The 12,636-nt window shown below is 62.8% G+C and carries 11 protein-coding genes; 10 read left to right on the top strand and 1 reads right to left on the bottom strand.

Annotated features, from left to right (window positions below):
- Positions 1 to 3 precede the first annotated feature (3 nt).
- A complete protein-coding gene (locus EB230_RS00120; RefSeq protein ID WP_056569922.1) occupies positions 4 to 705 on the top strand; it encodes a tRNA (guanosine(46)-N(7))-methyltransferase TrmB in 702 nt (233 codons plus the stop codon).
- A gap of 126 nt (positions 706 to 831) precedes the next feature.
- Here the strand turns inward: EB230_RS00120 and EB230_RS00115 are convergent, their stop codons facing one another.
- Positions 832 to 996 carry a hypothetical protein gene (locus EB230_RS00115; RefSeq protein ID WP_081294923.1) on the bottom strand — a complete coding sequence of 55 codons (165 nt, stop codon included), beginning with the start codon at positions 994 to 996 and terminating at the stop codon, positions 832 to 834.
- 291 nt (positions 997 to 1,287) lie between these two features.
- On the opposite strand from EB230_RS00115, the gene rimP reads away from it, so the two are divergent.
- From rimP to pnp, 9 genes are all read left to right on the top strand, one after another.
- The gene (gene rimP / locus EB230_RS00110; RefSeq protein ID WP_056569925.1) at positions 1,288 to 1,920 is read left to right on the top strand and encodes a ribosome maturation factor RimP; all 633 of its coding nucleotides are present in this window, start codon (positions 1,288 to 1,290) and stop codon (positions 1,918 to 1,920) included.
- Between the two features lie 60 nt (positions 1,921 to 1,980).
- A complete protein-coding gene (gene nusA, locus EB230_RS00105) occupies positions 1,981 to 3,576 on the top strand; it encodes a transcription termination factor NusA (protein ID WP_010913320.1) in 1,596 nt (531 codons plus the stop codon).
- A gap of 38 nt (positions 3,577 to 3,614) precedes the next feature.
- The gene (locus EB230_RS00100; RefSeq protein ID WP_056570447.1) at positions 3,615 to 4,265 is read left to right on the top strand and encodes an RNA-binding protein; all 651 of its coding nucleotides are present in this window, start codon (positions 3,615 to 3,617) and stop codon (positions 4,263 to 4,265) included.
- Positions 4,262 to 6,844 carry a translation initiation factor IF-2 gene (infB, locus tag EB230_RS00095; RefSeq protein WP_056569927.1) on the top strand — a complete coding sequence of 861 codons (2,583 nt, stop codon included), beginning with the start codon at positions 4,262 to 4,264 and terminating at the stop codon, positions 6,842 to 6,844. The genes EB230_RS00100 and infB overlap by 4 nt, the downstream gene beginning before the upstream one ends.
- Before the next feature lie 126 nt (positions 6,845 to 6,970).
- The gene (gene rbfA / locus EB230_RS00090) at positions 6,971 to 7,396 is read left to right on the top strand and encodes a 30S ribosome-binding factor RbfA (protein WP_056569929.1); all 426 of its coding nucleotides are present in this window, start codon (positions 6,971 to 6,973) and stop codon (positions 7,394 to 7,396) included.
- Positions 7,396 to 8,373: a tRNA pseudouridine(55) synthase TruB gene (truB, locus tag EB230_RS00085; RefSeq protein ID WP_056569931.1), complete on the top strand. Its 978-nt coding sequence runs from the start codon at positions 7,396 to 7,398 to the stop codon at positions 8,371 to 8,373. The genes rbfA and truB overlap by 1 nt, the downstream gene beginning before the upstream one ends.
- Before the next feature lie 86 nt (positions 8,374 to 8,459).
- The gene (gene corA / locus EB230_RS00080; RefSeq protein ID WP_056569933.1) at positions 8,460 to 9,554 is read left to right on the top strand and encodes a magnesium/cobalt transporter CorA; all 1,095 of its coding nucleotides are present in this window, start codon (positions 8,460 to 8,462) and stop codon (positions 9,552 to 9,554) included.
- Between the two features lie 78 nt (positions 9,555 to 9,632).
- Positions 9,633 to 10,007 (top strand): 30S ribosomal protein S15, encoded by a 375-nt coding sequence (gene rpsO, locus EB230_RS00075; RefSeq protein ID WP_269465810.1) that lies wholly within the window; start codon positions 9,633 to 9,635, stop codon positions 10,005 to 10,007.
- Between the two features lie 407 nt (positions 10,008 to 10,414).
- Positions 10,415 to 12,562 carry a polyribonucleotide nucleotidyltransferase gene (gene pnp, locus EB230_RS00070; RefSeq protein WP_056569938.1) on the top strand — a complete coding sequence of 716 codons (2,148 nt, stop codon included), beginning with the start codon at positions 10,415 to 10,417 and terminating at the stop codon, positions 12,560 to 12,562.
- Positions 12,563 to 12,636 lie beyond the last annotated feature (74 nt).

The following is a 12,636-nucleotide window of genomic DNA, read 5'->3' as shown; positions in this document are numbered from 1 at the left end:
CAGATGAGCCCTGAAGACAGGCCAAGCCGAGCGACCGAAGCCTTCTTCGGTCGTCGACGCGGCAAGCCCGTTCGCCCGCAGCAGGCGGCGGCCCTGGAAAGCGGGCTTGGCGCCTACCGGCTCGATCTGACGGCTGAGGCGCCATCGGATCTGCGCACTCTGTTTGAGGCTGACATTTCGGCGGTTCGGCTCGAAATCGGCTTTGGCGGCGGCGAGCATCTTCTGCATCGCGCAATCGAGACGCCGACGGTCGGCTTCATCGGTGTGGAGCCCTTCGTCAATGGCATGGCCAAGATGATGATGGCGGTGCGGGCGAGGCCGCTGGCCAATCTCAGGGTTTACGACGACGATGCCACCCGGCTGCTCGACTGGTTGCCCCCGGCCTCGCTCGACGGCATAGACCTTCTCTATCCCGATCCCTGGCCGAAGAAGAAGCATTGGAAGCGGCGTTTCGTCAGCCCGGTCAATCTTGACCGTTTCGCCCGCGTGCTGAAGCCGGGTTCAAAGTTCCGCTTCGCGTCAGACATCGATACGTATGTCAACTGGACCTTGCTCCACTGCCGGGCGCACGGCGCCTTCGCATGGCAGGCAGCGGAAGCGGCGGATTGGCATCGCCCTTACGATGGTTGGCCGGGCACCCGTTACGAAGCGAAGGCCATTCGCGAGGGCCGGCCGCCGGCCTATCTGACCTTTATCCGGATTTAGGCGCCTTCGAGCAATTCCAGGAAAGTGCATAACGGCTTTCCGTCTGGAATTGCGTCAAACAAAACTAGAGAAGTTCACCGTTTTCGCAAAGCGGTGAACTTCTCTACGGCGCCTCCCGCCGGATTTTCAGAAACGACCGATGCGGTTGAAGACAGCCGGATCCATGCCAAGCTGGCGCAGATCATCAGCGCGCGGCTTGCGCCCGGCTTCCACTGCGCGCGACGCGGCCACCGCGCTGCCGAATGTCGTGAACAGATCGCCTATGGCGGAAAAAATCTTACGGTTGCTCATGGTCGTGCCCTTTCGCGTCTGCGAAATCCCTTTGAATTTTTGTGATGCCGTACAGATGGGGATGCGGCATCAAAGCTCACAGAGGCGCGGCTGCATGGAGGCCATGCGTCTGACGCAACGCTGGCGCGGCGGCGTGACACCTCGTCGGTTTGCCACGGCGGGCTTGAAATACGAGCAGTGTTCGTTTATATCAGGCTCAAATTCTTGGTCGGTATGACGAAGAGTGGGTCCACCCGGTCCCGCTCTTTTTTATTACCTGCCGATAGGTTCGAAACGAACGACAGGTAATTGATGACTGCAACGGCAAGCGAAAGTGACGACCGCATCATCCGCGAAAGCGGCATCGATGCGCGCATTGCGCTGATCGTCCAACCGGTGCTGCGCGGCATCGGCTTTCGCCTCGTGCGCGTGCATCTGTCCGGCCAGAACGGGCTGACGCTACAGATCATGGCCGAGCGCGAGGACGGCACCATGACTGTCGAGGATTGCGAAGAGGTCAGCCGCGCGGTGTCGCCGGCGCTCGATGTCGATGATCCGATCGAAAAGGCGTATCATCTCGAAGTCTCTTCGCCTGGTATCGACCGGCCGTTGGTGCGCAAATCGGATTTCGTCACCTGGACCGGTCATCTGGTGAAGATGGAAACGTCGGTCATCGTCGCGGATCGCAAGCGCTTCAAGGGCAAGATCGCCGAGGCCGGCGAGAACGATGTGCTGATCGAGCGCGACAAGGCAGCCTATGGCGAGGAGCCGACGGTGCGTGTTCCCTATGACGCGATCGCCGATGTGCGGCTGATCCTTACCGACGACCTCATCCGTGAGGCGTTGTCGAAGGACAACCGGGAACGCAAGGAAGCCAAGAAACGCCGCGGTGAGCCTGATGACGCACCCGAGGGTGTTGAAGGCGGCGCGGAAGACGAAATCTAACAGGAACTATGATTGAGCGGCGGGGCGTAAAAGCTCGGCAACAAGCTCGGGAGAAATAAGATGGTTGTAAGCGCCAACAGACTTGAACTGCTGCAGATTGCCGACGCGGTCGCGCGTGAAAAGTCGATCGACAAGTCGATCGTCATTGCCGCCATGGCCGATGCGATCCAGAAGGCGGCGCGTTCGCGTTATGGCCAGGAGACCAACATCCGCGCCGACATCAACCCGAACACCGGCGAGATGAAGCTGCAGCGGCTGATGGAAGTGGTCGAAAAGGTCGACGACTATGCCACGCAGATCGCCATTTCCTCGGCTCGCGAGCGCAATCCCGACGCCCAGCTCGGCGACTTCATCGCCGAACAGCTGCCGCCAATGGATTTCGGCCGCATTGCCGCCCAGTCGGCCAAGCAGGTCATCGTGCAGAAGGTGCGCGAGGCCGAGCGTGACCGTCAGTACGACGAATACAAGGACCGCATCGGCGAGATCGTCAACGGCACCGTCAAGCGCGTCGAGTATGGCAATGTCATCGTCGATCTCGGCCGTGGCGAAGCCATCATCCGCCGTGACGAGCTGATCCCGCGCGAAAACTACAAGTATGGCGACCGCGTTCGCGCCTATGTCTACGATGTGCGCCGCGAGCAGCGCGGCCCGCAGATCTTCCTGTCACGCACGCACCCGCAGTTCATGGCCAAGCTCTTCACCATGGAAGTGCCGGAAATCTATGACGGCATCATCGAGATCAAGTCGGTGGCCCGCGACCCGGGCTCTCGCGCCAAGATCGCCGTTATCTCGCGTGACAGCTCGATCGATCCGGTCGGCGCCTGCGTCGGTATGCGCGGCAGCCGCGTCCAGGCCGTCGTCGGCGAACTGCAGGGCGAGAAGATCGACATCATTCCGTGGTCGCCCTCGGCCGCCTCCTTCATCGTCAACGCGCTACAGCCGGCGGAAGTGGCCAAGGTCGTGCTCGACGAGGACGCCGAGCGCATCGAAGTGGTGGTTCCCGACGATCAGCTGTCGCTGGCCATCGGCCGCCGCGGCCAGAACGTGCGTCTCGCCTCGCAGCTCACCGGCTGGGATATCGATATCCTGACCGAGGCCGAGGAATCCGAGCGCCGCCAGAAGGAATTCGTCGAGCGCTCGGCGCTGTTCATGGAAGCCCTCGATGTCGACGAGATGGTCGGCCAGGTGCTGGCCTCCGAAGGCTTCACCAGCGTCGAGGAAGTCGCCTATGTCGACGCCGGCGAGATCGCCTCGATCGATGGCTTCGACGACGACACCGCTTCCGAAATCCAGACCCGTGCTCGCGAATATCTCGAAAAGATCGAGGCCGAGCATGATGAGAAGCGCAAGGCGCTGGGCGTCAAGGACGAGTTGCGCGAAATCCCCGGCATCACCACCGCCATGATGGTGACGCTCGGCGAGGACGGCGTGAAGACGATCGAGGATTTCGCCGGCTATGCCGCCGACGACCTGACCGGTTGGAAGGAACGCAAGGACGGCGAGACCAAGGTCTATCCGGGCGTGCTGGCCAATCACGGTGTTTCGCGCGCCGACGCCGAGCAGATGGTGCTCAATGCCCGTCTCAAGGCCGGCTGGATTTCCGAAGACGAGCTTGCGGCCGAGGAAGCATCGGCTGACGAAGCCGTTGGTGCGTGAGGTGAAACCGCATCGCACAGAACCCGCCCTTGGACGAGATGAACGATCGCACCTGCATCGTCACCCGCAAGCAGGCCGAACCGGATGAACTGATCCGGTTCGTCGTCGGCCCGGATTCGGCCGTCGTTCCCGATCTCAAGAGAAATCTGCCCGGCCGTGGTTGCTGGGTGAGCGCCGACCGCCTACATATTGACAAGGCGGCGGCCAAGAACCTTTTTGCCCGCGCCTTCAAGGCACAGGTGGTTGTGCCGCCGGATCTTGGCGGCATGGTCGACGGGCTGCTCTCCCGATCCGCGCTGGGCATGTTGGGTCTCGCCCGCAAGGCAGGCGCGATCGCGCTGGGCGCCACCAAGGTTGAGAGCGCCGTGCGCGGCGGGCTGGCGCTTTTCGTGCTCCACGCGACCGAGGCATCCGACGATGGCGTGCGCAAGATCAGCCAGGCGCGACGGGCGACTGTCCATCTCGGTGGCCCTTCCACCCTTGCCTACAAACTTTTCTCCGAGGCCGAGTTGAGCTTGGCATTGGGGGGTACAAATGTGATACATGCTGCCGTCCTCGCGGGAGACGCGGGTAAGGCGGTCCAGAAGCGCATGGTTGCGCTCGACCGATATCGGGGCGGTACCCCGGACGATCTGGCAATGCTTGCGGCCGTTGCTGACGAAGATGAGCCCGCAGAGGATATGGAATGAGCGATACGAAATCGGGCGACGACAAGACGTTGAGTGTTACACCGAAGAAGACCTTGACGCTGAAGCGCCCCGGCATGGAACAGGGCACCGTGCGCCAGAACTTCTCGCATGGCCGTACCAAGTCGGTCGTGGTCGAGACCAAGAAGCGCAAGTTCTCCCTGCCCGGCGACAAGCCGGAGCCGGTTGCCGCTGCCCCTGTGCCTGTCTTCACGCCGAAGCCGCCGGTCGCGGCAGCGCCTGTCGTGCAGGAAGCGCCCAAGGCGCCGCCTCCGCCTCCGCCGCCAGCTCCGGTCGAGCGCAGCGGCATGGTGCTGAACGAATTGTCGCGCAGTGAAATGGAAGCCCGCCGCAGGGCGCTTGAAGGGTCCAAGGTCCGCGAGGTCGAAGACCGTCAGCGCGCCGCCGAGGAAGCCAAGCGCCGCGCCGAGGACGAAGAGCGCCGCAAGCGGGAACGCGAGGAATCCGCGCGCCGCCAGGCCGAGGAAGAGGCACGGTTGCAGACCGAGGCCGAATCGCGCCGTCGCGCCGAGGAAGAGGCACGCCGCCGCGCGCCGCAGGCCGCGGAACTGGCAACCGTCGACGAAGAGGAAGAGGTCAAGCCGAAGCGGACGGGCGCAGGTGCGCCGGTACGTCGCCTGGTCACGCCCGAAGTGGCGCGTCCGGCCAAGCCGACCAAGGGCGAGGAAGATCGTCGCCGTGGCAAGCTGACACTGAATTCCGCGCTTTCCGACGAGGATGCGCGGGCTCGTTCGCTGTCGTCGATGCGTCGACGCCAGGAGAAGTTCAAGCGCGCGATGCACAATGAGCCGCGCGAGAAAGTCATGCGCGAAGTGATTCTGCCCGAGACCATCACCATCCAGGAACTGGCGCAGCGCATGTCCGAACGTGCGGTCGATGTGGTCAAGTTCTTCATGAAGCAGGGCCAGATCCTGAAGCCGGGCGACGTGATCGACGCCGATACGGCCGAGCTGGTCGCCACCGAATTCGGCCACACGGTCCGCCGCGTCGCCGAGTCCGACATTGAGGAAGGCCTGTTCAACATCGCCGATCGTCCGGAAGACCTCGTGTCGCGTCCGCCGGTGGTGACCATCATGGGCCACGTCGACCACGGCAAGACGTCGCTGCTCGATGCGATCCGCAATGCCAATGTCGTCTCCGGCGAGGCCGGCGGCATCACCCAGCATATCGGTGCCTATCAGGTCGAGAAGAATGGTCAGAAGATCACCTTCATCGATACGCCCGGCCACGCCGCCTTCACGGCGATGCGTGCCCGCGGCGCCCAGGCCACCGACATTGCCATCCTGGTGGTGGCCGCCGACGACAGCGTGATGCCGCAGACGATCGAATCGATCAGCCATGCCAAGGCGGCCGGCGTTCCGATCATCGTGGCGATCAACAAGATCGACAAGCATGACGCCGATCCGCAGAAGGTGCGCTCGGAACTGCTGCGCCATGAGGTCTTCGTCGAATCCATGGGCGGTGAAGTGCTGGACGTCGAAGTGTCGGCGACCAAGGGCACCAATCTCGACAAGCTGCTCGAGGCGATCCTGCTGCAGGCCGAAATCCTCGACCTGAAGGCCAATCCGGACCGTACCGCCGAGGGCGTCGTCATCGAGGCGCAGCTTGACAAGGGCCGTGGTCCCGTCGCCACCGTGCTGGTACAGACCGGAACCTTGATGCCGGGCGACATCCTCGTCGCCGGCAACGAATGGGGTCGGGTGCGCGCTCTGGTCAACGATCGCGGCGAGCAGATCAAGGAAGCGCCGCCGGCGATGCCGGTCGAGGTGCTCGGCCTTCAAGGCACGCCACAGGCTGGCGATCGCTTCGCGGTCGTCAACAACGAGGCCCGCGCCCGCGAGATCACCGAGTATCGCCAGCGTCTGGCGCGCGAGAAGGCGGTGGCCAGGCATGCCGGCCAGCGTGGCTCGCTCGAACAGATGATGTCGCAACTGCAGACGAGCGGGCTGAAGGAATTCCCGCTGGTCATCAAGGGCGACGTTCAGGGTTCTATCGAGGCGATCAACGCCGCGCTGGACAAGCTCGGCACCGACGAGGTGCGTGCGCGCATCGTCCATGCCGGCGCCGGCGCCATCACCGAAAGCGACGTCTCGCTGGCGGAGACTTCGGGTGCCGCGATCATCGGCTTCAACGTTCGCGCCAACGTGCAGGCGCGCGCCGCGGCCGCGGCCGCGGGCATCGAGATCCGCTATTACTCGATCATCTACAACCTCGTGGATGATGTGAAGGCGGCTCTGTCGGGCCTGCTGTCGCCGGAGCGTCGCGAGACCTTCATCGGCAATGCCGAGATCCTCGAGATCTTCGACATCACCAAGGTCGGCAAGATCGCCGGCTGCCGTGTCACCGAAGGCAAGGTCGAGCGTGGCGCGGGCGTACGCCTGATCCGCGACAACGTCGTCATCCACGAAGGCACGCTGAAGACGCTGAAGCGCTTCAAGGACGAGGTTTCGGAAGTTCCCGGCGGCCAGGAGTGCGGCATGGCCTTCCAGAACTACGAGGACATGCGCGTCGGCGACATCATCGAGTGCTTCCGTGTCGAGATGGTGACCCGGACACTCTGAGTTCGCGTGACTTGTCGGTATCGGGTGGTGGTCGAAAGACCGCCGCCCCAAGCCTTTTGAGAATGACCCGTTTGAGACATGCGGCACGGTCCCACCCCGCGCCTCACGCTTTCAGGATTGAGAAAAATGCCCCGTTCCACCACATCCGGCCCATCCCAGCGCATGCTGCGCGTCGGCGAACAGGTGCGCCATGCCCTGTCCGAAACCCTGCAGCGCGGCGAGATCCTCGACCCGTTGATTGAAAATTCGGTCGTCTCTGTCTCGGAAGTGCGCATGTCGCCCGATCTGAAGATCGCCACCGCCTTTGTTTCCCCGCTCGGCGCCAAGGATGCCGGCGCCGTCATCGAGGCGCTCAACAAGCATGCGAAATTCGTCCGTGGCCGTGTCTCCGGCGCGCTCCGGCAGATGAAATACATGCCGGAGTTCCGCTTCCGGCTGGATACCTCCTTCGACAATTTCGCCAGGATCAACGACCTGCTGAAGTCGCCCGAAGTGGCGCGCGATCTCGATGCGGACGGCCAGGACAAAGACGAAGACAAGGACAGCAAATAATGGCGCGCCGCGGCAAGAAGAAGGGCCGGCCGGTCTCCGGCTGGGTGGTGCTCGACAAACCGGTCGGCATGGGCTCGACCGAGGCTGTCTCCAAGATCAAGTGGCTGTTCCAGGCGGAAAAGGCCGGCCATGCCGGCACGCTCGATCCGCTGGCCTCCGGCATGCTGCCGATCGCGCTCGGCGAAGCCACCAAGACCGTGCCTTACGTGCAGGACGGCGCCAAGATCTATCGTTTCACCGTCGCCTGGGGCGATGAGCGCTCCACCGACGATCTCGAAGGGCCGGTGACGAAGAGCTCCGACGTGCGTCCGGCGGAAGCCGAGGTCAGGGCGCTGCTGGCGAAATACACCGGCGTCATCATGCAGACGCCGCCGCAATTCTCGGCCATCAAGATATCAGGCGAACGCGCCTATGACCTTGCCCGGGAAGGCGAGACGGTTGACATCCCCCCGCGCGAAATCGAGATCGGTCGTTTGGAGATCATCGAGCATCACGCCGATCGCACGGTTTTCGAGGTCGAATGTGGCAAGGGCACCTATGTGCGCTCGCTGGCTCGTGACATGGGCCGCGACCTCGGCTGCTTCGGCCATATTTCCGACCTGCGCCGGGTCGAGGTCGAGCCGTTCACGCAAGAGGATTTCGTCACCATCGCCGAACTAGAGGCGGCCCGCTTCGGAGTACAAGGTGAGGACAGACCGGAGCCCGCCGACGGCGCCGAGCCGATAGAAATCCCCGTCGACTTCGATGCCATCGATGCGCTTCTTGTCGACACATCGGCGGCTCTCGACTGCCTGCCGCAGATCGCCATCAGCGATGATGCGGCGACCAAGATCCGTCTCGGCAATCCGGTCATCATTCGCGGCCGCGATGCGCCGGTGGAAGCCGAGGAGGCCTGCGCGACGGCGCGCGGCAAGCTGGTCGCCATCGGTGCGATCGAACAGGGCATGTTCAAGCCCAAGCGGGTCTTTGCCGGCTGACGCAATTCCGGGAAAAGGGTGAAACGGCGTTCGAAATTGCGAGAACAAGGTTCTAACTTCACGTCGACTCTACGCTCGAGGGGCACATGGCAAAAGCCGAGGCGGTGAAAAAGCGGGCGCCGGTGAAGACAAGGCGGCCGCCGGTCGGCGCCTCGCCGGGTACGCTGATCGCCGATCCGGCGGCGCGGCGCTCCGAATTGCGGCTGACCTTGATCTCGCCGCAGAAGTTCAAGACCATCGACAATGCCAGCATCGCCGATGTCGAGGCCAATTGCCGGAAATGGCCGGTGATCTGGCTCGACTGCACCGGCCTCGCCAACATCGGGCTGATCGAGGAGATCGGCCGCATCTTCAGCCTGCATCCGCTGGCGCTTGAGGATGTCGTCAACACCGGCCAGCGGCCGAAGGTCGACTTCTTCGAGGATCATGCCTTCGTCGTCGTGCGCATGATCGACGATGTCACCTCGCATCGCTACGAACAGATCGCTCTCTTCCTAGGCGAGAACTTCGTCGTCACCTTCCAGGAGCGCGAGGGCGATCCGTTCGACCCGGTGCGCAAGCGCATCGAGAGTTCGGCGCCCAACCGGTTGCGGACCCGTGGCGCCGACTATCTGGCCTACGCGCTTATCGACGCTATCGTCGACAGCTATTTTCCGCCGATCGAGGGAGCCGGCGACCTGGTCGACAGCATCGAGGATGAGATGCTGCATTCGCCGCACAAGCATCAGATGCGGCAGCTGCACGAATTGCGGCGCGACGCCAATGTGCTGAAGGGCGTGCTGTGGCCGATGCGCGATGCGTTGGCGACGCTGATCCGTAACGAGGTGCCCTATGTCAGAGCCGAGACCAAAGTCTTCCTCAATGACACGCTCGACCATTCGCTCAGGTTGATCGAACTCGTCGAGACCCAGCGCGACATGCTGACCGGCCTGATCGAGATGCATCTGTCGCTGAGCCAGGCGCGCACCAACGACGTCATCAGCTATCTCACCATCGTTTCGGTCATCTTCATGCCTCTCACCTTCCTGGTCGGTGTCTGGGGCATGAATTTCGACCCCCAGAGCTCGCCGTGGAACATGCCGGAGTTGAAGGCCTATTACGGCTATCCGGAAGCGCTCCTGTTCATGGCTGTTATCGCGGTCGGCCTGGTTGCGTTCTTCAAATGGAAGAAATGGCTTTGACTGCGGCGAAACTTGCCATTTTGGGCTGAAAAGCCGGCTTGGTGAATTGGGCTGGTGTTTTGCCGGGAATTGCACTATATGCGCCGCAGCATAGCGCCACGACGCTTTGCTTGCACCGGCCCCTGCTGGACGACATCCCGGCTGAGGGCGACCCGTTTCCTCAAACAGATAAGGAAAAACACGATGTCGATTACTGCCGAGCGCAAGAAGGAATTGATGGGTGAATTCGCTACCGCCAAGGGCGATACCGGGTCTCCGGAAGTCCAGGTGGCCATCCTTTCCGAGCGCATCAAGAACCTGACCGACCATTTCAAGGACCACAAGAAGGATAACCATTCCCGCCGTGGTCTGCTCGCTCTCGTGTCCCAGCGCCGCAGCCTGCTTGATTATCTCAAGCGCAAGGACGACGCGCGCTATCAGACACTGATCGAGAAGCTCGGTCTGCGCCGTTGACGAATTGACCGGCGGGCTCCTTCAAGGAGTCCGCCGGTCGCGCATTCGAGCCCGGGTCAACCTGATCTCGAATGCATGACTGGAGCGCCGCGCACCCTTCCGGATGCCGGACGGACGCTCCAAAAGTAGAATTTGCGCATGACGCGTTCCGTAAGCCGTGGGTTTCGGGGTTGTGCGCAGGCCAGTCGATCGATTGGTCATATCCGGCTTCGAGCGCGCAGAGGGCCACTCGAAGCCACCCATGGACGGTCATGGGGCAGGATTGCAGGACGCTCGTAAGGCCACCGCGCCGATGAAACCCGAGCCTCCCGTTGTCTTGCCCGTGGCTGCCCGAGAAAGGAAGCCAGAGGAAAGGGCACCCGCGCACGCTGAAACGGCGCGGCCTTTCCTCATACAAAGGACAAGACATGTTCAATCAACACAAAGTGGAAATCGAATGGGGCGGTCGCCCGCTCATCCTCGAAACCGGCAAGATCGCGCGCCAGGCTGACGGCGCTGTACTCGCCACCTACGGCGAGACCAAGGTTCTGGCGACCGTCGTTTCGATGAAGGAGCCCAAGCCCGGCCTGGATTTCTTTCCGCTGACCGTCAACTACCAGGAAAAGACGTACGCCGCCGGCAAGATCCCGGGCGGCTATTTCAAGCGGGAAGGCCGTCCGAGCGAAAAGGAAACGCTGGTTTCGCGCCTCATCGACCGCCCGATCCGTCCGCTCTTCGCCGACGGCTACAAGAACGACACCCAGATCGTCGTCACGGTCGTCCAGCATGACCTCGAGAACGATCCGGACATCCTGTCGATCGTTGCCACCTCGGCCGCTCTGACCCTGTCGGGCGTTCCCTTCATGGGCCCGGTCGGCGGCGCGCGCGTCGGCTACATCAACGGCGAATACGTTCTCAACCCGCACATCGACGAGATGCAGGAATCCAAGCTCGACCTCGTCGTCGCCGGCACCGCCGACGCCGTGCTGATGGTTGAGTCGGAAGCCAAGGAACTTGGCGAAGAGCTGATGCTCGGCGCTGTCATGTTCGGCCACAAGGGCTTCCAGCCGGTTATCGACGCCATCATCAAGCTGGCCGAAGTTGCCGCCAAGGAGCCGCGCGACTTCACCGCGCCCGACTATTCCGCGCTCGAAGGCGAAATGCTCAACATCGTCGGCGACGAGCTTCGTGAAGCCTACAAGATCACCGACAAGCAGAAGCGCTATGCCGCCGTCGACGCCGTCAAGGCCAAGGTCAAGGCCGCGTTCGCTCCGGCCGAAGGCGAAGAGCCCAAATACACCTCCGAGCAGATCGGTTCCGTGTTCAAGGAACTCCAGGCCAAGGTCGTGCGCTGGAACATCCTCGACACCGGCTCGCGCATCGATGGCCGCGACCTGAAGACGGTCCGCAAGATCGTTTCCGAAGTCGGCGTGCTGCCGCGCACCCATGGTTCGGCGCTGTTCACCCGCGGCGAGACCCAGGCGCTGGTCGTTGCCACGCTCGGCACCGGCGAAGACGAGCAGTATGTCGATTCGCTGACCGGCATGTACAAGGAGAAGTTCCTCCTTCACTACAACTTCCCCCCCTATTCCGTCGGTGAGACCGGCCGCATGGGTTCGCCGGGCCGCCGCGAAATCGGCCACGGCAAGCTCGCCTGGCGCGCCATCCGGCCGATGCTGCCGAGCGCTGACCAGTTCCCCTACACGCTGCGCGTCGTCTCGGAGATCACCGAGTCCAACGGCTCTTCGTCGATGGCCACCGTCTGCGGCACCTCGCTGGCGCTGATGGATGCTGGCGTGCCGCTGGCCAAGCCCGTTGCCGGTATCGCCATGGGCCTGATCAAGGAAGGCGAGCGCTTCGCGGTTCTGTCCGACATTCTGGGTGACGAAGATCACCTCGGCGACATGGACTTCAAGGTCGCCGGCACCGCCAACGGCATCACCTCGCTGCAGATGGACATCAAGATCGAGGGCATCACCGAGGAGATCATGAAGATCGCGCTGGACCAGGCCAAGGATGGCCGCCAGCACATCCTCGGCGAAATGGCGCATGCCCTGACCGGCGCCCGCGCCGAACTCGGCGAGTTCGCGCCGCGTATCGAGGTCATGCACATCCCGACCGACAAGATCCGCGACGTCATCGGTTCGGGCGGCAAGGTCATCCGCGAGATCGTCGAGAAGACCGGCGCCAAGATCAACATCGAGGACGACGGCACGGTCAAGATCGCTTCCTCGAACGCCAAGGAGATCGAGGCGGCGAAGAAGTGGATCCACACCATCGTCGCCGAGCCGGAAGTCGGCGAGATCTACGAAGGCACGGTCGTCAAGACTGCCGACTTCGGCGCTTTCGTCAATTTCTTCGGTCCCCGCGATGGTCTCGTCCACATCTCGCAGCTCGCCAATGAGCGCGTTGCCAAGACCTCGGACGTCGTCAAGGAAGGCGACAAGGTCTGGGTCAAGCTGATGGGCTTCGACGAGCGCGGCAAGGTCCGCCTGTCGATGAAGGTCGTCGACCAGGCCACCGGCAAGGAAATCGTGCGCGAGAAGAAGGCCGAAGGCGAAGAAGACGCCGCCTGAGCGACCTGACAGAAAAAGCGGAACGGGCGCGGCTTATGTCGCGCCCGTTTTCGTTTGGAGCAATTCCAGGAAAA

It is taken from the genome of Mesorhizobium sp. NZP2234 (assembly GCF_013170765.1).
GTDB lineage: Bacteria > Pseudomonadota > Alphaproteobacteria > Rhizobiales > Rhizobiaceae > Mesorhizobium > Mesorhizobium loti_D.
The sequence above is the reverse complement of the archived record's forward strand: the minus strand, read 5'-3'. Positions and strand labels throughout refer to the sequence as shown.